At 71.2% G+C, this 21,917-nt stretch carries 16 protein-coding genes; 11 read left to right on the plus strand and 5 right to left on the minus strand.

Features of this window, described 5'->3' with window-relative positions:
• Positions 1-172 precede the first annotated feature (172 nt).
• From C9992_RS15975 to C9992_RS16005, 7 genes are all read left to right on the plus strand, one after another.
• Entirely contained in the window at positions 173-1,861 is a 1,689-nt protein-coding gene (locus tag C9992_RS15975) for an ABC-F family ATP-binding cassette domain-containing protein (RefSeq protein ID WP_106816640.1), read from the plus strand.
• A 159-nt stretch (positions 1,862-2,020) separates the two neighbouring features.
• A complete protein-coding gene (locus C9992_RS15980; RefSeq protein WP_106816641.1) occupies positions 2,021-3,139 on the plus strand; it encodes a GuaB3 family IMP dehydrogenase-related protein in 1,119 nt (372 codons plus the stop codon).
• Positions 3,140-3,219: 80 nt separating this feature from the next.
• Positions 3,220-4,038, plus strand: coding sequence for an SURF1 family protein (locus tag C9992_RS15985; RefSeq protein WP_106816746.1), 819 nt, complete (start codon positions 3,220-3,222; stop codon positions 4,036-4,038).
• Positions 4,039-4,047: 9 nt separating this feature from the next.
• Entirely contained in the window at positions 4,048-4,548 is a 501-nt protein-coding gene (locus C9992_RS15990) for a DUF3817 domain-containing protein (protein ID WP_106816642.1), read from the plus strand.
• A complete protein-coding gene (gene guaA / locus C9992_RS15995) occupies positions 4,545-6,137 on the plus strand; it encodes a glutamine-hydrolyzing GMP synthase (protein WP_106816643.1) in 1,593 nt (530 codons plus the stop codon). The genes C9992_RS15990 and guaA overlap by 4 nt, the downstream gene beginning before the upstream one ends.
• A complete protein-coding gene (locus tag C9992_RS16000) occupies positions 6,134-7,573 on the plus strand; it encodes a glycosyltransferase (protein WP_106816644.1) in 1,440 nt (479 codons plus the stop codon). The genes guaA and C9992_RS16000 overlap by 4 nt, the downstream gene beginning before the upstream one ends.
• A gap of 33 nt (positions 7,574-7,606) precedes the next feature.
• Positions 7,607-8,587 (plus strand): helix-turn-helix domain-containing protein, encoded by a 981-nt coding sequence (locus tag C9992_RS16005; RefSeq protein WP_106816747.1) that lies wholly within the window; start codon positions 7,607-7,609, stop codon positions 8,585-8,587.
• Positions 8,588-8,591: 4 nt separating this feature from the next.
• Here C9992_RS16005 and C9992_RS16010 read toward each other — a convergent pair whose 3' ends face one another.
• A complete protein-coding gene (locus C9992_RS16010; RefSeq protein ID WP_106816645.1) occupies positions 8,592-12,293 on the minus strand; it encodes a S8 family peptidase in 3,702 nt (1,233 codons plus the stop codon).
• A gap of 170 nt (positions 12,294-12,463) precedes the next feature.
• Here C9992_RS16010 and C9992_RS16015 point away from each other — a divergent pair, with 170 nt between their 5' ends.
• Together C9992_RS16015 and C9992_RS16020 are read left to right on the plus strand one after the other, a co-directional pair.
• Positions 12,464-13,093: a ClpP family protease gene (locus C9992_RS16015; RefSeq protein WP_106816646.1), complete on the plus strand. Its 630-nt coding sequence runs from the start codon at positions 12,464-12,466 to the stop codon at positions 13,091-13,093.
• The gene (locus C9992_RS16020) at positions 13,090-13,683 is read left to right on the plus strand and encodes a ClpP family protease (protein ID WP_106816647.1); all 594 of its coding nucleotides are present in this window, start codon (positions 13,090-13,092) and stop codon (positions 13,681-13,683) included. Before C9992_RS16015 ends, C9992_RS16020 begins: the two co-directional genes overlap by 4 nt.
• A gap of 602 nt (positions 13,684-14,285) precedes the next feature.
• On the opposite strand, the gene ligD is transcribed toward C9992_RS16020, so the two are convergent.
• The gene (ligD, locus tag C9992_RS16025) at positions 14,286-15,530 is read right to left on the minus strand and encodes a non-homologous end-joining DNA ligase (RefSeq protein WP_106816648.1); all 1,245 of its coding nucleotides are present in this window, start codon (positions 15,528-15,530) and stop codon (positions 14,286-14,288) included.
• 52 nt (positions 15,531-15,582) lie between these two features.
• A complete protein-coding gene (locus C9992_RS16030) occupies positions 15,583-15,921 on the minus strand; it encodes a helix-turn-helix domain-containing protein (RefSeq protein WP_106816748.1) in 339 nt (112 codons plus the stop codon).
• A gap of 186 nt (positions 15,922-16,107) precedes the next feature.
• On the opposite strand from C9992_RS16030, the gene C9992_RS16035 reads away from it, so the two are divergent.
• Entirely contained in the window at positions 16,108-19,224 is a 3,117-nt protein-coding gene (locus C9992_RS16035) for a S8 family peptidase (protein ID WP_235008286.1), read from the plus strand.
• A gap of 31 nt (positions 19,225-19,255) precedes the next feature.
• Here the strand turns inward: C9992_RS16035 and C9992_RS16040 are convergent, their stop codons facing one another.
• Both C9992_RS16040 and C9992_RS16045 read right to left on the minus strand, forming a co-directional pair.
• Positions 19,256-19,588 carry a hypothetical protein gene (locus tag C9992_RS16040; RefSeq protein WP_235008287.1) on the minus strand — a complete coding sequence of 111 codons (333 nt, stop codon included), beginning with the start codon at positions 19,586-19,588 and terminating at the stop codon, positions 19,256-19,258.
• A 190-nt stretch (positions 19,589-19,778) separates the two neighbouring features.
• Positions 19,779-20,702, minus strand: a complete 924-nt coding sequence (locus C9992_RS16045; protein ID WP_106816650.1) for a Bax inhibitor-1/YccA family protein — start codon at positions 20,700-20,702, stop codon at positions 19,779-19,781.
• 132 nt (positions 20,703-20,834) lie between these two features.
• On the opposite strand from C9992_RS16045, the gene C9992_RS16050 reads away from it, so the two are divergent.
• Complete coding sequence (locus tag C9992_RS16050; RefSeq protein ID WP_106816651.1) at positions 20,835-21,845, plus strand: glycerophosphodiester phosphodiesterase family protein; 1,011 nt, start codon at positions 20,835-20,837, stop codon at positions 21,843-21,845.
• Positions 21,846-21,917 lie beyond the last annotated feature (72 nt).

Below are 21,917 nucleotides of genomic sequence, written 5' to 3' on the forward strand. Positions count from 1 at the left end.
ACGTGGTCGTCGTCTCGTCCCGCTCCGCTCGCTCAACGACCGGAGGGGCCGTTCCCGGTCGCCCCGCGAGGAGCGCAGCGACGAGACGAAACGCACCCGCTCCGAGCGCGCGACCCGATAGGCTGGTCGGCTCCCCATCGGCGCCCGCCGCGCGGAGCAGACAGGGAAAGTCGTGGGGTACATCGACATCGCCGCCGTCTCGTATGCGCTGCCGGACGGCCGGCCGCTGCTGGACGAGGTCTCCTTTCGTGTGGGCGAAGGGTCCACGACGGCGCTCATAGGGCAGAACGGCGCGGGGAAGACGACGCTCCTGCGGATCATCCGCGGCGAGGTCCCGCCGCTGGCCGGAGTCGTCTCCATCGACGGCGGGCTCGGCGTCATGGACCAGTTCGTCGGACACGGTCAGTCGGGGCAGACCGTCCACGACCTGCTGATCTCGGTCGCGCCCGACCGGGTCCGGCGTGCGGCCCGCGAACTGGAAGACAGCGAAGCGGCGATCATCGACCACGACGACCTCGACACCCAGATGCGGTACGCGGGCGCGCTCGCCGACTACGCCGAGGCGGGCGGCTACGAGTACGAGACCGTGTGGGACACCTGCACGACCGCGGCCCTCGGCATCCCGTTCTCCCGTGCGCGCTTCCGAGAGCTCACGACGCTATCGGGCGGCGAGCAGAAGCGGCTCGCGCTCGAGGCCCTGCTGCGGGGACCAGACCAGGTGCTGCTCCTCGACGAGCCCGACAACTACCTCGACGTGCCTGGCAAGCGGTGGCTCGAGGAGCGGCTGCGCGAGACGCCGAAGACGGTGCTGCTGGTCTCGCATGATCGGGAACTGCTGGCACGGGCCGCCGATCGCATCGTGACCCTCGAGGCCGGCGGTGCGGGCAGCACCGCGTGGGTGCACGGCGGTGGGTTCGGCACCTATCACCGTGCCCGCGAGGATCGGATGGCGCGGCTGGACGAACTGCGCCGCCGCTGGGACGAGCAGCACGCCAAGCTCAAGGAGCTCGTGGCGACTCTCAAGGTCAAGGCCACCGCGAACGACACGTTCACCTCGCGGTACCGGGCGGCCCAGACGCGGCTGCGCAAGTTCGAGGAGGCCGGCCCACCGCAGGAGCGGCCGCGTGAGCAGGACCTCGACGTGCGGCTGCGCGGTGCACGCACCGGCCGGCGCGCGGTCGTGGCGGAGCAGCTGGAGCTCACCGGACTCATGAAGCCCTTCGACCTGGAGGTCTGGTTCGGCGACCGTGTGGCGGTGCTGGGGTCCAACGGTTCGGGCAAGTCCCACTTCCTGCGGCTGCTCTCGCGCGGCGGCACCGACCCCGACGCGCGGCTCGGGCACGTCACCACGACGGGCGCTGCGCTTGATCCCGTGCCGCACACCGGGCGGGCGATCCTCGGGGCTCGTGTCGTTCCGGGGTGGTTCGCACAGACGCATCGGCACCCCGAGTTCGACGGGAGGACGCTGCTGGACATCCTCCATCGCGGCGAGGACGCCCGCACCGGGCTGCCGCGGGATGCCGCCAGCAGCGCCCTGGACCGCTACGGGCTCGTCGCCCAGGCCGAGCAGACCTTCGACAGCCTTTCCGGCGGTCAGCAGGCCCGGTTCCAGATCCTGCTGCTGGAGCTGTCGGGGGCGACGCTCCTGCTGCTGGACGAGCCCACCGACAACCTCGACCTCGTCTCCGCAGAGGCACTGCAGGATGCGCTCGAGCGGTTCGAGGGCACGGTGCTGGCCGTGACCCACGACCGCTGGCTGGCCAAGTCGTTCGACCGGTTCCTGGTGTTCGGGTCGGACGGCCGCGTCTTCGAGTCCGGTGAGCCGGTTTGGGACGAGGCCCGCGTCGCCCGCGCGCGCTGAGCGCAGGAGCATGCCCCCGGCATCCCGGCATCCCGGCATCCCGGCATCCCGGCATCCCGCCGACCTCGCCCCACCCGCGCGGAGGGGCATGCTCGGGCGGGCGGGGAGACGGAACACCGGGGCCGCGGAACCCCGCCGGGTAGGCTGGGTTCCGTGAGCATGGACATCGAACTCGGCCGGGCCAAGCGCGCGCGCCGTGCCTATACGTTCGACGACATCGCGGTCGTGCCCTCACGGCGCACCCGCAACCCCGAGGACGTCTCGACCACGTGGACGATCGACGCGTTCAGCTTCGACATCCCGGTGCTGGGCGCCCCGATGGACTCCGTCGTGAGCCCACGCACCGCGATCATGCTCGGCCAGCTCGGCGGCCTGGGCGTGCTCGACCTCGAGGGCCTGTGGACCCGGTACGAGGACCCCGAGCCGATCCTCGCCGAGATCGCCGGTCTCGAGAAGGCCGCCGCGACCCGACGGATGCAGGAGGTCTACGCCGAGCCCATCAAGCCGGAGCTCGTGCGCGACCGTCTCGCCGAGATCCGTGCGGCCGGTGTCACGGTCGCCGGCGCGCTCACGCCCCAGCGCACCCAGGAGCTGTACGAGACGGTGGTCGCGGCGGGCGTCGATCTGTTCGTCATCCGCGGCACCACCGTGTCGGCCGAGCACGTCTCGAGCGTCGACCAGCCGCTCAACCTCAAGAAGTTCATCTACGACCTCGACGTGCCCGTCATCGTCGGCGGCGCTTCGACCTACACCGCCGCCCTCCACCTCATGCGCACCGGCGCCGCCGGCGTGCTGGTGGGCTTCGGCGGGGGAGCGGCGTCCACCACTCGCGCGACTCTCGGCCTGCATGCCCCGATGGCAACGGCCGTCGCCGACGTCGCCGGCGCGCGGCGCGACTACCTCGACGAGTCCGGCGGACGCTACGTGCACGTCATCGCCGACGGCGGGGTGGGCACGTCGGGCGACATCGTCAAGGCGATCGCGATGGGGGCGGATGCCGTCATGCTCGGTGTCGCGCTCGCGCGGGCGACGGATGCCCCGGGCCGGGGCTTCCACTGGGGTCCCGAGGCGCACCACGCCAAGCTGCCGCGGGGTCGCCGCGTGAAGGTCGACCAGGTGGCGTCGCTGGAGGAGGTCCTCTACGGACCGGCTCCGGTCGCGGACGGCACCGCGAACCTCATCGGCGCGCTGCGCAAGTCGATGGCCACGACCGGCTACTCCGACCTCAAGGAGTTCCAGCGCGTCGAGGTCGTCGTCGCCCCGTACGCCGCGGGATGACGGATGCCATGACCGACCCCGCCCCGGACGGTGCGGCGGACCTCGCACCGGAGGCCTTCCCGCCGACCCTGCGCGAGGTGATGCTGCGGCCCCGCTGGATCGGGATGCTCCTGCTGTGCCTCGTCGTCGCCGGCGTGTTCGCCTGGCTCGGTCAGTGGCAGCTGGGCCGCGCGGTCCAGACCAACCCGGTCCCCCCGGGCGCCACCGAGGAAGTGCAGCCGCTCGCGGACGTGGTCGGGCCGGGTGAGTACCTGCCGGAGCCGCTCGTCGGGCAGCGCGTCGAGGCGAGCGGCACCTGGGTGCCGGGCGACTTCCTCATCGTCCAGTCGCGGTTCAACGACGGCGTCGAGGGCTACTGGGTCACCGGCCAGCTGCGGCTGGCGGGGATGAGCGACCCGACCTCCCTCGCGGTCGCGATCGGCTGGGCCGCCACCCTCGAAGAGGCGCAGCAGGCGGTCGACGCACTCGAGCGGGATGCCGCCCGGCCCGACGTCGACGAACCCGTCACGGTCACCGGTCGCCTGATCTCCGACGAAGGACCGGTGCCCCCGCCGCGCGGCGCGGATCCGCAGACCCTGACGCGCATGTCGCCGGCGGCGCTCCTCGGCCAGTGGCACGACGTGCAAGGCATCGACGTCTACCGGCCGTATCTCGCCTCCGAGAAGGCGCCGCCGCCCCTCGCCGACATCTCCTCTCCCGCGCCCGTCGAGGGATCCGGCGTCAACTGGCTCAACATCTTCTACGCCGTCGAATGGGCCGTCTTCGCCGGGTTCGCCTTCTACCTCTGGTACCGACTGGCCAAGGATGCCTGGGAGAAGGAGCTCGAGGACTTCGAAGACGACGATGCCGCCTCCGTGGACGCTGACGCGGCCGACGGCGGCCCGGAGCCGCGCGGGTAGACTGGACGCATGCCCCGCGCCCCGAAGCTCGCTTCCTTTCCGGCGATCCGCGGAGCCCTGAAGTTCTACCAGGTCTGCTCGATCATCACGGGCACGATGCTGCTGCTGCTGGTGGCCGAGATGATCGTCAAGTACGTGCTCGGCTACGAGCTCTTCCTCGGCGGCTCCGGCGGGTTCCTCTGGTTCGCGCCGGTCGTCGAGACGGCCTCGGGGCTGGAGTCCACCGGCGACGGATTCAACCTGTCGCTCGGCATCCTCGTCGCCCACGGCTGGTTCTACGTCGTGTACCTGATCTCGTGCTTCCGCGTGTGGAGCCTCATGCGCTGGAACCTCGGGCGTCTGGCGATGCTGGCCGCGGGCGGCATCGTCCCGCTCCTGTCGTTCTTCATGGAGGCCCGCGTGGCGCGCGACGTGAAGTCCTACCTCTCGAAGCGCGAAGCAGAGGAGCTGCATTCGCGCGCCGAGCACTCCTCTCTCACTCAGGCGATCCCGACGGAGAACAAGCGTTGACAGCACACCCCGAGACCCCCGACACCGTGCAGCGCCCGGTCCTCGTCGTCGACTTCGGCGCGCAGTATGCGCAGCTCATCGCGCGCCGGGTGCGTGAGGCCGGGGTCTACAGCGAGATCGTCCCGCACACCGCCAGCGCGGCCGACATCGCCGCCCGCAACCCGGTCGGCATCATCCTCTCGGGCGGTCCGTCATCGGTCTACGAAGAGGGCGCGCCCGCACTGGACACCGGCGTCTTCGACCTCGGCGTGCCGACGCTCGGCATCTGCTACGGATTCCAGGTGATGGCGCAGGCGCTCGGCGGCGAGGTCGCGAACACGGGTCTTCGTGAATACGGGGCGACGGATGCCGTGGTGGCCAACGACGGCGGCGTGCTGCTGGCGGAGCAGCCGGCCGCGCAGAACGTCTGGATGAGCCACGGCGACCAGGTCTCCCGCGCGCCCGAGGGATTCGACGTGCTCGCCTCTACGGCCGCGACGCCCGTCGCCGCGTTCGCGAGCGACGAGCGTCGCCTGTACGGCGTGCAGTGGCATCCCGAGGTCAAGCACACCGACTACGGGCAGAAGGTCATCGAGAACTTCCTGCACAGGGCCGCGGGCCTTCCTGCCGACTGGAACAGCGGCAACGTGATCGCCGAGCAGGTCGAGAAGATCCGCGCGCAGGTGGGGTCGGGTCGCGTCCTGTCGGCGCTGTCCGGCGGTGTCGACTCCGCGGTGTCGACCGCTCTCGTGCACGAGGCCGTCGGCGATCAGCTCGTCGCGGTGTTCGTCGACCACGGACTCCTGCGCAAGGGGGAGCGCGAGCAGGTCGAGCAGGACTACGTCGCGTCCACCGGCGTGCGCCTGGTGACCGTCGATGCCCGTGAGCAGTTCCTGAACGCGCTCGCCGGCGTGAGCGACCCCGAGCAGAAGCGCAAGATCATCGGGCGCGAGTTCATCCGCGCGTTCGAGAAGGTGCAGGCCGACCTCGTCGCCGAGGCGGCGGCCGAGGGCGAGCCCATCCGGTTCCTCGTGCAGGGCACGCTCTACCCCGACGTGGTCGAATCCGGCGGCGGCACGGGCACCGCGAACATCAAGTCGCACCACAACGTCGGGGGACTGCCCGAAGACCTGCAGTTCGAGCTGGTCGAGCCGCTGCGCACCCTGTTCAAGGACGAGGTGCGCGCCATCGGACGGGAGCTGGGCCTTCCGGAGGCGATCGTCTCGCGCCAGCCGTTTCCGGGCCCCGGCCTCGGCATCCGGATCGTGGGTGAGGTCACCGCTGACCGCCTCGAGATTCTGCGCGACGCCGACGCGATCGCGCGGGAGGAGCTGACCAAGGCGGGGCTCGACGGCGAGATCTGGCAGTGCCCGGTCGTGCTGCTGGCCGACGTCAGGTCGGTGGGCGTGCAGGGCGACGGCCGCACCTACGGTCACCCGATCGTGCTGCGCCCGGTGTCGTCCGAAGACGCCATGACCGCGGACTGGACGCGCCTGCCCTACGACGTGCTCTCCCGCATCTCGAACCGCATCACCAACGAGGTGCGCGAAGTGAACAGGGTCGTGCTCGACGTCACGTCCAAGCCCCCGGGGACCATCGAGTGGGAGTGAACGGAGGTGCCTCGGACGTCGGTCCGGGGCATCTCCTGCCCGACGCCGATTACCTGCTGCTGGGCAGCCGGGTCGCGCTGGGACTGGACGGCGGCTTCGCCGTGGCCGTGCCCACGCGACTGCGCCTGCTGGCATCGGCCGGCGCACCCGACCCGCTGCAGCTGAGCGTCGACGGGGCGGCGGTCGACGTGCACGAGGCGCAGCGCCGCGCATTCGTGGACGCGGGGCTGCTCGAGCGCGTCGAACAGGCACGCAACCTGTTCGACGACATCGTCGCCGATCCATCGTGGCTCTTCGCGGCCGGCGAGCCGGCGGGCGACACCGAGGCTTCGGCGGCGGCGGGCGAACAGAGGATCGTGACGGATGCCCCCGGCCGGCGGGTCCTGTCGCTTCCGGTGTTCCGCGACGATCCGGAATGGCACCTCTCCGACGCGCCGGTCATCGTGCACGCGCCCGGCGGAGACCGTGCGCTGCGTGGGTTCCGCGGCCTGTACACCGCCTGGCTCACCCACCTCGCGGATGAGCGCAGGGCGGCAGCCGGCGACCCCGACCGGATACTGGTCGTGATCATCGAATCGCGCCAGATCGGCGAGGCCCTCGTGGACTGGGAAGATCCGCGCGTGCGCCTCGTGCACACCGTGCACAACTCGCATCTGCCCGAACCGTACGACAACCCGGATGCCGCGGTCGCCGGCATGTGGCGACGCTGGCTGGCGACGATCGACCGGTACGACGCGGTGCTGTGGCCGACCGCCGCACAGCGGGATGAGGTGGCTGCCCGCTTCGGCGATCCCGGAACCTTCCACGTGGTGCCCAACACCATCGAGCTCGGAGCGGAGCCGCCGGAAGCGGCATCCCGGGATCCTCGCCGTGTGGTGATGCTCGGTCGTCTCGCACCGCAGAAGCGGGTCGACCTCGCACTGCGCGCCTGGGCGCGTGTGATCGAGGCGGTGCCGGACGCCCGGCTCGACGTGTACGGCGACGGACCGCTGCGCGGTGAACTGCAGGGGCTGGTCGAGGAGCTCGGGGTCGCGGCATCCGTCACCCTTCACGGCCCGACCGGTGAGCGCGACGCGATCTTGGACCGCGCCGCGCTCTTCCTCACCTCGACCGCGTTCGAGGGGCAGGGACTGTCGATCGCGGAGGCGCTCGCCCGTGGACTGCCCGTGGTGTCGTTCGACGCCCGCTACGGTCCGCGCGAAGCCGTCGGCGACGCCGGCATTCTGGTGCCGCCGGGCGACGTCGCGGGGCTGGCCGACGCGGTGATCGGCCTGCTGCAGGACGACGCCCGGCGTGCTGAACTGTCGTCGCGGGCCCGGCGCGCCGCTGCCGCTTTCAGCCCGGACGCCGTGCGCCCGGCGCTGATCGACGCGCTGGGTGCTGCCGTCGAGGCGCCGTCGCGCCGCGCGCGGCGAACCGAGGTCGCGACGTCCTGACCGCCCGAGCCGCGAGAAGACCTGGAGGTGCCGATGCCCGAATCGCTGCTGGAACCGGTCGAGGAGAAGGCGTACCGGCTGCTCGTCGGTCTGACGGCGGCGCGCGTGGACCAGCTCGCAGACGTCGCCGGACTGTCCCCGGAGCTTGCCGACGACGTCATGCTGCGGCTGGAGGCGAAAGGGCTCGTCGTCCGGCAGGGGAGTGAGCCGGTGTTTCGTCCGCAGCCTCCCGATGTCGCCCTGGGCACCGCGCTGCTGCGACGGCAGGAGTCGCTCGAGGGCGACCGTCAGCTCGTGGCGGCTCTGAGCGAGGAGTTCCGGGCCGTCGCCCGCCGCCGCGACGCCGACCATGCCGTGGAGGTGGTCGTCGGGTTGGCTGCCCTGCGCGAGCGGCTGCGCGACCTGCAGCAGGGCGCACGCGAAGAGATCCTGTGGTTCTGCCGAGCCAACCCGCTGGCGATGCAGGGATCGGACAACACCGAGGAGCAGGATGCCCTGGCCCGGGGTGTGCGCTACCGGGCCATCTACGAGCGAGCGCTGCTGGAGGGCCCGGGCGAACTCGACAGCGTGCGCGAGGGGATCTCGTGGGGTGAGGAGGCGCGTGTGGCACCTGCGCTGCCCATCCGGCTGGCGATCGTGGACCGCAGCACTGCGATCTGCCCGCTCACCCACGACCGGGAACGGCACCTGGGCGAGCCGAGCGCGGCGGTCATCGGCCGTGGTCAGCTGCTCGACGCTCTGCTCGACCTCTTCGAGGGGCATTGGCTGCGCGCCAGCCCCCTTGCCGTCTCGGGGGCGCTGGGCGGCGACGTCGCGGGCGCCGAGGGCATCGGCGATGCCGAGCGTCTCCTGCTCTCGCTCGTCGTGGCGGGCATCCCCGACAAGTCGATCGCGAGCCAGCTGGGTGTCAGCCGTCGCACCGTGCAGCGGCGCCTGGACCGGCTGATGGCTGTCGCCGGCGTCGACACCCGCACCGCGCTCGCCTATCAGGCGGCGCGGCGCGGGTGGCTCTGAGCGATCACCGGCGCGCGTAGGCGCGCACCACCTCCTGCGTCACCGACGCCGAGCCGTCCGTGGCCGTCGCCCGCAGCGTGACAGGTGCGGTGCCGGCGGGCATCTCCGCCGAGAAGCCCTTCTTGTCCTTCTTGTCCTTCTTGACCGGCAGAGGCTGCCACGTCACGCCGTCGTCGAACGAGACCTCGGCGGCCAGCGTCGCGCCCGCGCGCACGTTGCCGTGCTGATCGGTGACGTGCAGGCCGACCCGGTGCGCGCGTCGCGTCGCGTAGCCCTCGTCATCGGTCGGGACGTCGTAGGCCACCTGAAGCAGTGGCAGCTCGTCGGCCTCCTCACCCGCCGGCCGCTGGGACGGGAAGGTCCAGGCGGTCGAGGAGCGGATGCCGCGCTGCCACTCCGGGTCGTCGCGCGAGACGTCCAGCTCCAGGCGGTATTCGGCGCGCCCTCCCGGGACGTCGACCGAGCGCCTCGCGTCGGCGAGGGTGGCGATGAGCTCCCCGTCGCGGTACAGCCGCGCACTGGAGTTCACCTCACCCGCCGCGGCGTGACCGGCGGCGTCGACGAGCTCGGCGACGCGCAGGTTCAGCCGGTCGCCGGTCCGGGTGGAGGGCGCCGAGGCGACCGATCCTGCTCGCACCACCGGGTCGAACCAGCGCTCGGTCGACCGTCCCGGGTCGTAGCTGCGCACCGGGCCGGCCAAGCCGCCCGTCACCCGGCCCATCCAGTTCTCCCAGGTGTGCAGCACGCGATGCTGCCACAGCGAGTCGCCGGCCGAGACCCACTCCACCCGCTCTTCGCCCGTGACCACCGTGCGCTGCGCATCGTTCCACGCGTACGTCATCCACGGACGCCACCCGAAGCGCTGCTCACGGGCGTAGGGCAGACCGCCGCTCTCGACATAGGTCGTGGTCACGCGGTGGCTGTTCTTCTCGGTCACCGCGTGCTCGACGACGTCAGGGATCTGGCCGGGAGACACCTGGATCACGTCGTACAGGTAGGGGCTCTTGCGGCTCGCCTCGACCACGACCTGCTGCCGGCCGGGACGCTGCGCCTCACGGATCAGCGCCGCGCCGTCCTCAGCCGTGATCACGATCGCCGGGATGGGAGTGGTCGGCTGGCCCGGTTCGAAGACCGTGTAGATGCTGTTCGTCGTGGGCCGCACCAGGATGACCGCCGCCGCTCCCGCATCGGCCGCCGCCTGCACCTGCTCCTCTTCCAGGCCCTGGTCCGGCGCGTCGACCACGACGACCTTGCCCGTGACACCCGTGAGGTCGGCTCTCGCGGCGACCAGTTCCGCCCGAAGAGGTCGATCCAGCACGGCCGAGTTGCCCAGCAGTGCGACCTGCGGCCGCAGGCGACTGCCCGCGACATCCACCACGGCGGAGGGCCGGACCAGCTGCCAGCGCGAGGTGAACTCGAACTCGCCCTCCCTCACCGGGTCGGTGGGAGTGACCCAGGGCATCGTGCGCGAGAACGACATCACGCCGTGCTGGATGTCGCGACCGTTGGGGAACGTCCGGTGCGTGTACCAACTGATCACCGACTGCTGCTCGGATGCCTCGGGCGTCGTGATCGTGATCGGCACCGTACGGCGCGCGTCGAGGACCACCTCGACGTCGGAGTCCACCCGTACGTCGGGGAGGATGATCGTGCCCACTCGCTCCGACTGTGCGTTGCCGAAGTCCTCGATGATCCCCTGCACGACGTAGGTGCCCTCCTCGACCTCGAGCGTGCCCGCCTCGGCGTTCTCGAGGTAGCCGAGGTACTCCGTGCCGGGACGGTCGCCGATGACGGAGAGCGACGGGACGAACGGCGCGCCGCCGTCGAACCCGACCGCCCGGATGGTCATCGTGTGCCGAGGACCGCGCTTGACCGTGCCGATCGCCGTGTGTACCAGGGTGCCATCGGTGCTCGTGGCGATGAGTGCGCCGCTCCATCGGCCGCGCTCGAGCACGGCCGGGTCGAGGGTCACGATGACATCCGCCGAGCCGTGCGCCGGGACCGTCACCTCGTCGGGTGCCGAGAACGCTGCGGCGTCGCCCGCCTCGTCGTCCAGGTTCTTCGCCTCGATCTTCAGGTCGAGGGTCACGGCGTCCGTGCCGTCGTTGTACAACGTCACGGTGCGCTCCCGGATCGCGTCGTCGCCGTCGACCACGGTGGCGAAGTCGGCGATACCGGACGCGGTCACCGTCTGGTTCACGGCACGGGCCACGTCGACACGGCCACCGCCCTGTGCATACACTCCGAGCTCGGGATTCGGTTCGGCGGTGCTGATGAGGGCGTCCTTCAGTCGCCGGCCGCTCCAGTCGGGATTCTGCTGGGCGAGCAGCGCGGCGGCTCCTGCGACGTGCGGCGTGGCCATCGAGGTGCCGGACGCGGCGGTGTACAGGGCGTCCACGGGCGACCCCATCGCGGTGCCGGCGGCGCGCGCGGCGACGATGCCGACGCCGGGCGCGCTGATCTCCGGCTTCAGGGCGCCGTCTCCCGTCCGGGGACCGCGGTTCGAGAACTCCGCCAGCGCCCCATCGCGGTCGACCGCCGCGACGGAGAGTGCGGCGTCGGCGGTGCTGGGGGTGGACACCGCGCCGTCGGTGCCGTCGTTCCCGGCCGCGACGACGAACAGCGCGCCCGTCTGCTCCGAGAGCGCGTCCAGCGCGAGACTCAGCGGGTCGGTGCCGTCCGTGGGGCCACCGCCGAGGCTCATGTTCACCACGGCGGCGCGTTCGGCCGCCCATTCCATGCCGGCGATGATCCACGAGTCGTATCCGGAACCGGTGTCGTCGAGCACCTTCCCGACGATGAGGTCGGCCTCCGGGGCGACACCGGGGCGCGTGCCGCCAGCGCCGGCGCCCGTTCCGGCGATCGTCGCGGCGACGTGGGTGCCGTGGCCCACCCGGTCGGCGGTCCCCGTCTCGCTGCCGGTGAAGTCGACCGCCTCGTCGACCTGCCCGACGAGGTCGGGGTGCTCGGCATCCACGCCGGTGTCGAGCACGGCGACCGTCACGCCGGCGCCGCGGTAGCCGGCATCCCACGCCTCGGGTGCGCCGATCTGCGGCACGCTCTGATCCAGCGACGCGGCAGCGCGGCCGTCGAGCCATACCCGCTGGATGCCGCCGGCCATGCGCAGCTCGTCCGAGGCCCCCGGAGCCTCGGCGACGGCACCACCCGGCGTGAGGGCATCCCAGACCGCGCCCAGCTCCTCGGCGTCGGCGGCCAGCGCCGCCCCGTCGATGCTCGGCAGCGCGCGGGTCTGCTCCGCTCCGGCGATCTGCATCCCGGCCACGCGGGTCCCCTCCGACCACGAGACGATGAGCGGCAGGGCGTCCAGCTCGCCGTAGCCCTCGTCGAGGAGCGTGCTCACTTCGAAGAGACGCTCGTCGACGACTCCCGACGTGAGGAACGGGATCGCGTCGCTCGGCAGCACCTTGAGCACGCCGTCCACCTCGAGCGTCTGGAAGGTGACGCGCTCGCGGCCGGGTCCGGGCGTCACCGTGGCCGCGTACCGGCCATCGCCGGCCTGCGTGACCTCGACGCGATCGCCCGTCAGCAGCGTGAGCGCGCGGGTCTGACCGCCGGTTCCCGCGGGCACCGCCGACGCGGGCGGCTCGGCGCCGGAGGCGGAGGGGGCGATGAGGCCGGCGACGAACGCCGTGGACGTGGCGATGGCGAGAGCGGCGAGGACTGGAGCGCGATGTGGGGGACGCATGGGTCCGAGTCTGATGCGTCGGCGCCCGGTCCGACCCCGCGCGAGGCTGCCCAGAGTGCGACATGGCGCAACCGCGCCACGGGTGCCGGCGTCGGCGTCGTCCGCTGTGGGCAGAGCCGCCGGGAGCGGAAACGGATGCCGCGGCCGCCACCGGCGCGCAGGCTGGGGGCATGGCAGAAGAAGGCAAGATCCCCCTGTTCGGAGCGGAGGCACGGCGCGAGCTGTTCCACCAGCGTGTGCTCGTGCTGGACGGGCCGCTCGACGACGACAACGGCACGCTGCTCGCGACGCAGCTGCTGGCGCTCGCCGCGGAGGACGAGGCATCCGACATCGCGCTGTGGATCCACTCGCCCGGCGGCTCGGTGCCGTCGATGCTCGCGATCCGCGACGTCATGAACCTCATCCCCAACGATGTCGCGACGCTCGCCCTCGGGCTCGCGTGCAGCGCCGGGCAGTTCCTGCTGTCGGCGGGTACGAAGGGCAAGCGGCGAGCGCTGCCCCACGCACGCATCCTCATGCACCAGGGGTCGGCGGGCATCGGCGGGTCGGCGGTCGAGGTCGAGGTGCAGGCCGACGATCTGCGGCACATGCGCGACACCGTGCTCGGGCTCATCGCGGACGACACCGGGCAGAGCGTCGAGCGCATCTTCGAGGACTCGTTGCACGACCGCTGGTACACCGCCGCCCAGGCCCGGGACTACGGGTTCATCGACGGCATCGTCGACGACTTCGCGCAGGTGGTCCCGCGACGTCGACGGCCGGCTGGGCTCGGCGTCGGAGCGGCGGAGGTGGCGGCATGAGCTCGTACACGATCCCCAACGTGATCGCGCAGCATCCGCGGGGCGACCGCATCATGGACGTCTACTCGCACCTGCTCGCCGAGCGCGTCGTCTACCTCGGCACCGGCATCGATGCGGGAGTCGCCAATGCGCTCATCGCGCAGCTGCTGCACCTGGATGCCGACAGCCCGGAGCGCGACATCCAGCTCTACATCAACTGCGAGGGCGGTGATCCCTCCGCCATGCTCGCGGTGTACGACACGATGCAGCACGTGCGGCCGGATGTCGCGACCACCGTGGTCGGGCAGGCCATCGGCGTCGGCGCCGTCATGCTGGCCGCCGGGGCCGCCGGCAAGCGGTCGGTGCTTCCGCACGCGCGCGTCGTGCTGCACCAGCCCGCGGGGCAGGGGAGGGGCGCCATTCCGGACCTCATCCTGCAGGCCGACGAGCTTGTGCGCGTGCGCGGTGAAGTCGAGGAGATCCTCGCGCGGCACACGGGACAGGATGCTGCGAAGCTGCGCGCCGACACGGACCGCGACCGCGTCTTCACCGCCGCCGACGCCGTCGCCTACGGTCTCGCCGACCACGTGCTGGACCGCCCCGGTCGTTGAGCGAGCGCCCCCGGTCGTTGAGCGAGCGAAGCGAGACGAAACGCGCCCCGTGCCGGACCGCTTCGGCGCTACCGGGGCCTCCGGTCGTTGAGCGAGCGAAGCGAGACGAAACGCCCCCCCGTGTCAGACCCCGTTTCGTCTGCGCGCGCCAGAGCGCGCTCCGCTCAACGACCAGGGCCTCCGGTCGTTGAGCGAGCGAAGCGAGACGAAACGCGCCGTCGTGCCAGACCGCTTCGGCCTACCGGGGCCCTCCGGCCGTTGAGCGAGCGAAGCGAGACGAAACGCGGCCTCTCGCGAGAGCGCGCTCCGCTCAACGACCACCGCCTCCGTTCGTTGAGCGAGCGAAGCGAGTCGAAACGCGGCCTCGTACCAGATCGCGTTTCGTCTGCGCGCGCCAGAGCGCGCTCCGCTCAACGACCAGGGCCTCCGGTCGTTGAGCGAGCGAAGCAAGACGAAACGCGCCCTCGTGCCGGACCGCTTCGGCGCTACCGGGGCCTCCGGTCGTTGAGCGAGCGAAGCGAGACGAAACGCGGCCTCTCGTGAGAGCGCGCTCCGCTCAACGACCGGGGCCTCCGGTCCCCTCTCGCGGGAGGGCACTCCGCTCAACGACTGGCGCCGCCGGGCCAGACCTTGCCCTCCCACGGGTCGTAGTCGGCGATCAGCTCCTCCTGCGGAGGGCGCTCGGCCTCCGGCACGTGCTGCAGGTTGACGCGCACGCGGTACCACAGCGAGCTCGACCCGCGCATGCCGTCGATGAGCACGTCGGCAGGATGCAGCTGCTTCGCGGCGTCGGGGTGCCGCTTGGTCCATTCGTCCAGCGCCGCGATCGCCTCGGACTTCGCCTTCGTGCGGGCCACCTCGATGAGCGGCATGGTGGACTGCCGCCTGCCCGAGCCGTCGCCCCCGCGCGGCGGCTTCTCAGCGGGGCCGAGCTCTTCGGCGAGCCGCAGCAGGCCGTCAAGGGTGCCGACGGCGTCGTCGATGCCGGCGTGCGGGTCGCCGAGGTCGGCGAACCGCTGCGGCACCGTGAGCACCGTGAACTCCTCGGGACGGCGCGAGCGCACCTCATCCCAGTCCAGCGGCGTCGACACCCGGGCATCGGGCAGCGGCCGGATGGAGTACGCCGACGCCACGGTGCGGTCCTTGGCGTTCTGGTTGAAGTCGACGAAGACGCTCTCGCCGCGCTCCTCCTTCCACCAGCGAGCCGTGGCGAGCCCGGGCGCGCGGTTCTCGACCTCGCGCGCCAGCGTCTCCGCCGCCAGCCGCACCTGCTTGTAGTCCCACTGCGGCGCGACTCGCACCAGGATGTGCATGCCTCGTGAGCCACTCGTCTTGGGCCAGCCGACGAGGCCGACGTCGTCGAGCACCTCCCGCGCGACGAACGCGACATCCACGATCTGCGACCAGTCCACGCCCGGCATGGGGTCGAGGTCGATGCGCAGCTCGTCGGGGTGATCGAGGTCCTCCGCGCGCACCGGGTGCGGGTTCAGGTCGAGGCACCCGAGGTTGACGACCCAGGCGAGCCCCGCGGCATCCCGGATCACCGCCTCTTCGGCCGACGTGCCACGCGCGTACTGCAGCGTCGCAGTGTCGATGAAGTCCGGGTGGTTCTCCGGCACCCGCTTCTGGAAGAAGGGCTCCTGATCGATGCCCTTCGGGAAGCGCTTGAGCACCATCGGCCGGCCGCCCGCACCGCGCAGCGCGCCGTCTGCGACGGCCAGGTAGTACCGCACGATGTCGAGTTTCGTGAGCCCCGGCTCCGGGAACACCACCTTGGTGGGGCTCGAGACGCGCACCTCGTGCCCGTCGATCTCGAGGATCTCGGCTTCCGACTTCGCAGGCGTCACCCGCTCCACGCTAGCGACGAGAGGATGCCGCGGCCAGGGGTTGCGTCGCGTGTCAGGCGGCCAGCGCGTAGGTCGCGCGGCATCCCACGACGGCGCGCTCTGCCGCATGCGAGCGCAGGTCGTCGACGACGGCGGCGGTGAGCTCCACCAGCGTCACCTCGAGAGCCCCGGCGACCGCCGCGATCATCTCGCTCGACGGCTCCTTGAGGCCGCGCTCGATCTCCGAGAGGTACTGCGGCGACACGCCGGCACGATCGGCGGTGTCGGCCAGGCGCTCGCCGCGCTCATGGCGCAGCCGCCTCAGGCGCTCACCCAGGGCGTCACGCCAGAGCGGCTCCGGCTCTCGAGGAGGACGCGGCGTCTTCGCCGGCAGCGGGATGATCTCGGCCATGCGCTCACGATAGAACGCGGCGCCCCGACGATCGACGTCGTTCCGCTGAGAGCAGAACGCGGGCTCGGGGCCCCCCGGCACTGAGCGGTGTGCTCACCCTGAGAGTTTCCTGTTGACGGATCCGAAAATCGGACATAGCGTGCCGCCCGTACCGCGCAGTCCGTGCACGGAGAAAGCAGGGTCCCCTTGTTCCGACGTTCCCTGGCGGTTGTCGGCGCACTTGCGCTCGCGATCGCGACACCCACCGCCGCCATGGCGGCCGCGCCTGACGACGACCCGTCGTCACGGTTCGAGAAATCAGACACGAAGGGCGCGGTCGGCACCACCGTCCGTCCCCAGAGTGTCGGCGCCGACGGACGGGTCACCGTCATCGTCGAGATGGCCGGCGACCCCGTCGCCGTGGCCGAGGCCAAGAAGGGCAGCGAGTTGAGCGCCGCCGAGCGGAAGGCGATCAAGAACTCGCTGAAGTCCGCGCAGGATCCGGTCGTGGGGTCCATCAAGAGCAAGGACGGCCGGGTCGAGGCGACGATGCAGTCGGCCTACAACGGCATCCAGGCCTCGATCCCCGCCGAGCAGGTCGACGCTGTGGCAGCGCTGCCCAACGTCGTCGCGGTGCACGCGGTCAAGACCTACACGCTCGACAACGCCGTCTCGGTGCCGTTCCTCGGTGTTCCCCAGGTGTGGCAGGACACCGGCTACACCGGCGAGAACATCAAGGTCGCCGTCATCGACACCGGCATCGACTACACCCACGCCAACTTCGGCGGCGCGGGAACGCCCGAGGCATACGCGGCGGCCAACGCGGCTGAGACGCAGCCCGCCGATCCGGCCCAGTTCGGTCCCGACGCGCCCCGTGTCAAGGGCGGCTATGACTTCGTCGGCGACACATACAACGCCGACCCGGCGTCGCCCGACTACCAGCCGGTGCCCAAGCCCGACCCCAACCCGCTCGACTGCAACGGACACGGCAGCCACGTCGCCGGCACGGCTGCCGGCAGCGGCGTCACGGCCGACGGCCAGACCTACACCGGCCCCTACGACGCGTCGACCGCCTCGGCCGAATGGACGATCGGCCCCGGTGTCGCGCCCCAGGCCGACGTCTACGCCCTGCGCGTGTTCGGCTGCGGCGGCTCGACAGACGTCGTGGTGCCGGCGATCGACTGGGCGGTGGAGCACGACATGGACGTCATCAACATGTCGCTCGGCTCGCCGTTCGGCCGCGCCGACGACCCCGACGAGGTCGCCGTCTCGAACGCGATCGGCGCCGGTGTCGTGGTGGTGAAGTCGGCGGGCAACGAGGGTCCCAGCCCCTACCTCGCCGGCAACGGCGACGGTGTGATCTCGGTCGCAGCGGTGGACAGCACCGAGTCGTTCCCCGGTGCCGAGATCACCGTCGGCGGGGTGACGGTTCCTGCCATCAACGCCAACGACGCCGTCCTGACCGGGCTTCCCGCCATGACGGTCGTGCGGCTCACCGATGACCCTGCCACCTCGGACGAGGACGAATCCCTCGGCTGCTCGGTCGCGGCCTACCAGCATGCCGGTGTCACGGTCGGCGGCAACCAGCTCGCCGTCTCGACGCGCGGGGTGTGCGCCCGTGTCGCGAAGGCGATCTTCGCGCAACAGGCGGGTGCCGCAGCAGCCGTGATGATCAACACCACGGACGACTACCCGCCGTTCGAGGGACAGATCACGTCCAACCCCGACACCGGCGAGGAGTACACGGTCACCATCCCGTTCCTCGGCGTTCGCGCCTCGGACGGCGACGCGCTGGTCGACGGCGAATCGGCGACGGTCGCCCCGGCAGACCTCGCGAACCCGGGCTACCGCGGCTACGCGTCGTTCAGCTCGAGCGGTCCGCGCAGCGGCGACAGCGCGCTCGGCGTGGATGTCGCCGCGCCCGGCGTCTCGATCGTCTCCACCGGGGTCGGCACGGGCAACGGCCCGGCGACCATCTCGGGAACCTCGATGGCCTCGCCCCACGTGGCGGGTGTCGCGGCGCTCGCGGTGCAGGCGCATCCCGCGTGGACGGCCGCCGAGGTCGCTTCGGTGATCACGTCGACGGCGGACCCCGAGAAGGTCGCGGGCCAGAACCTGGTGCGCGGCGGCGTGGGGCTGGTCGACCCGGCTCAGGTCGTGGCCCAGCAGGTCACGGCCACCGGCGACGCCTTCAAGACCGACAACGGCCGGCTGCGCGAGGCGGCGCTGAGCTTCGGCTTCCAGGAGAGCGCACGCGCCTTCCAGGGCAAGAAGACCGTTCAGCTCACGAACTACGGCAGCCAGGCGGTGATCTACACGGTCGGCACGGAGGCCTCCGGGCAGTCCGAGGCGGCCACGGTCAGCGTCACGCCCACTTCGGTGACGGTGCCCGCCGGGCGGTCAGCCAAGGTGACCGTCACCCTCGACGCCCCGGCCGGCGCCGTGGGCAGCTCGGGAGCGGGCGGGTTCGCGTTCTCCGAGTTCTCGGGCGACGTGGTGTTCACCTCGGCCGGTGACACGCTGCGGGTCCCGTACCTGCTCGTGCCCCGCGCGACGACCGATGTGTCGACGTCGGGACACCTGAAGGTGACCAAGAAGGGTGAGCCCGTCGACGGCCAGGTCTCGGTCGACCTCAAGAACAAGGCGGCGGCCTTCGCGGCCGACGCCGACTTCTACACGTGGGGTCTCGAGGATGGCAAGGACGCGCCCAAGGCGTTCACCGACACGGGGTACGACCTGCGGGCCGCGGGCGTGCAGTCCTTCGACATCGGCGGCGACCAGCTGCTGGTGTTCGCGGTCAACACGCACAACCGGTGGTCGAACGCCGCGGCCAACGAGTTCGACGTCGTCATCGACGTCGATCGCGACGGCGCACCGGACTGGGTGGTGTTCTCGGCCGACGGCGGACTCGTGACCGCGGGCGACGCCAACGGCATCTCGCAGGTGTTCGCGTTCGATGTGGCCAGCGGCGAGACGTTCGCCACCGGCTTCAACGCGTCCGCGCCGACCGACAGCAGCACGATCCTGCTGCCGGTGGTGGCGAGCGACCTCGGCCTGACCGCCGGGCCGTTCGACTATTCGGTGCAGAGCTTCTCGTCGGTCAACGACGGCGAGGATGCGGTGGACGGCGTCGCCACCTATGACCCGTGGGCCCCTGCGCTGACGAACGGTCAGTTCGTGTCGGTGCCGGTGGGCGGCAGCCTCGCGGTGCCGGTCGACGTGAACGCGCCGGCCTTCACCGCGCAGCACCCGCTCGGCGTCATGGTCGTCGTGCTGGACAACGCGGCGGGCAAGGACGAGGCCATCCTGGTGAAGGCCAAGTAAGACAACGCTGCTGCTCTGCGCCCGCTGGCTGTCAGCGGGCGCAGAGCAGCGGAGTGTCCGAGGTGCCGAACCGGTAGTCGTAAGTGGTGCCGTCGGCAGACACGAGCACGCGGAGGCCGTCGATGAGCGCCTGCGTGTACGACACGCCAGGGGACGGGCACCCCAGGGCGCCGCTCTTCCATGTGACGGCGTGCGCCGAGACGAGCTCCGGGGTACCGGTCACGCCGCGCTCGGCGAGATCGGCGACGATGGCGTCCCATCGGGCGGGCGACACGGTCGCCGGCTCTCCGGTCGGTGCGATCGGCCCCCGGGTCGTGGTGGTGAACGGCGTCCGGGTCGACGAGGGCTGATCGGACTCGGTCATGGGACCTCCTGCGCACGCGGTGAGGCAGAGCAGTGCGACGACGCCGAAGACGCCGAGCCGTCGATGCATGGCATGCCACTCCTCGGATCGGCTTCAGCCTAAGCCGCCAGCACTACGAGCGATACGGGGAAGGGGCCGAGACGACAACGGCCGCCCGGGTTTCCGGGCGGCCGTTCAGTGCGCAGACGCGTCAGTTGCTGCCGCGTGCGATCGCGATGATGCGGAGGATCTCGACGTACAGCCACACCACGGTCACCATGATGCCGAAACCGCCGAGCCAGCCGTACTGGCGCGGGGCGCCGTTGCGGACGCCCTGCTGGATGTTGTCGAAGTCGAGCACCAGCGAGTATGCCGCCATGATGACGACGAAGACGCCGATGATGACGCCCCACGGAATGCCCAGCGGGCCTTCCTGGCTCAGCAGGCCGAAGGCGCCGCCGGCGATCGGGGCGTTGAACAGCATGAGCCCGATGTTCACAAGCGAGAACAGCAGGTAGCCGAGCATGGCGACGAGGAAGATCTTCGTGGCCCGCTTGGACGCGCGGATCTTGCCGCTGGCGAACAGGGCGAGGGTCACGCCGACCACCGAAAGCGTCGCCAGGGTCGCCTGCAGGACGATGCCCTCCCAGATGACCTCGAAGAACGCCGAGATGCCGCCGACGAAGAGCCCCTCGAATGCGGCGTAGGCGAAGATCAGCGCGGGACGGACCTTCTTGCGCGAGCTGAAGATGACGACCATCGACAGCACGAAGCCACCGAGCGCGCCGATCACCCACGGAAGGACGCCCACCTGGCTCGCCTGCGTCGCGGAGGTGCCGCCGAGCGTCCACACCCAGCCGACGGCGGCGAAGGCGATGAGCACGGCGAAGAGTCCCAGCGTCTTCCACACGGTGTCTTCGACGGTCATGCGACCGGTCTCGACGGCGCCGGCCGACGGGGCGGCGTACATGCCCTCGAGCTGCGCCTGGGCTGCGGCATCCGTTCCGGCTCGCTGCGCCGTCGCAAACTGAGTCTGTCCACCCAGGTTCGCCGCCTGCGCGCCCCCGGGATAGGTCTGAACGGCCTTCGGATCCTGGAAGGCCGGGTTGTTGAACGCGGGGTTGTTGAGGGCCACTGCTCTCACACTCCAATGTCAAGGAAATCCCAGCACGGTGCTGTTGATCCACACTATCCGACCGGTCACCCGCCGGGCACGGGCGCCGGCTGTGAGACGACTATGAACGGATGCCGTGATTACGCTGGGACGGTGCCGCGCCCGTCCCCGCTCGTCATCGGCCACCGGGGCGCGCCCGGCTACCGGCCCGAGCACTCGCGTTCGTCGTACGCGCTCGCGTTCGAGATGGGCGTCGACGCGGTCGAGCCCGATGTCGTCGTCTCGGCCGACGGAGTGCTCGTGGTGCGCCACGAGAACGAGATCTCGGGCACGACGGATGTCGCCGACCGCCCGGAGTTCGCCGACCGCCGCACGACGAAGACGGTGGACGGGGTCGAGCTGAGCGGATGGTTCACCGAGGACTTCACGTGGGAGGAGCTCGCGACCCTCCGCTGCCGGGAACGCATCCCGAAGCTGCGGCCGTCGAGCGCGACCTTCGACGACGAACAGCCGGTGATGCGGCTCGCGGAGCTTCTCGGGCAGGTCCGCGCCGCATCGCTCGAGCATGGCCGGGAGATCGGCGTCGTGCTCGAGATCAAGCACGCGACCTATTTCGCCTCGCTCGGCTGGGATGTCGCGGCCCTCGTCGCTGCCGAGCTGCGGGCGGCGGGGTGGGCGGCCGGTGAGCTGCCGCTGACGATCGAATCGTTCGAGTCGACGGTGATCTTCGCGCTCCAGGAGCGCGGCATCCGCGCGGCCTACGTGTACCTGCTCGAGGCGTCGGGTCGGCCGTTCGATCTGTTCACCGCGCAGGGCGAGCAGGCGCTCACCTACGCCCAGACGGCCACGCCCGCCGGATTGGACGGGCTGGCCGGCCGCGTCGACGGCATCAGCATCGACAAGCGGATGATCCTCGCACCCGACCGGCTCGGGCGCCCCAGCGGCCGGTCGCGCGTGGTCGCCGACGCCCACGAGCGCGGACTGCGCGTGTTCACCTGGACGTGCCGGCCGGAGAACCGCTTCCTCATCGGCCAGTTCCGCGGCCGGGGCGGGCCTGCCGCATTCGGCGACTGGGAAGCAGAGTGGGGCGTCATCCGCGACGCCGACGTGGACGGCGTCTTCGTGGACCACCCGGACCTCGGAGTGGCGTTCTTCCGTCCGTGACGCTCCGGCGGTGAAGCCGGTGAAGGTCGACGAGGCTCACTAGGGTGGGCGCGTGACCTCCGAGCATCCCGC

The sequence above is a fragment of the Microbacterium timonense genome (assembly GCF_900292075.1).
GTDB classification, from domain to species: domain Bacteria; phylum Actinomycetota; class Actinomycetes; order Actinomycetales; family Microbacteriaceae; genus Microbacterium; species Microbacterium timonense.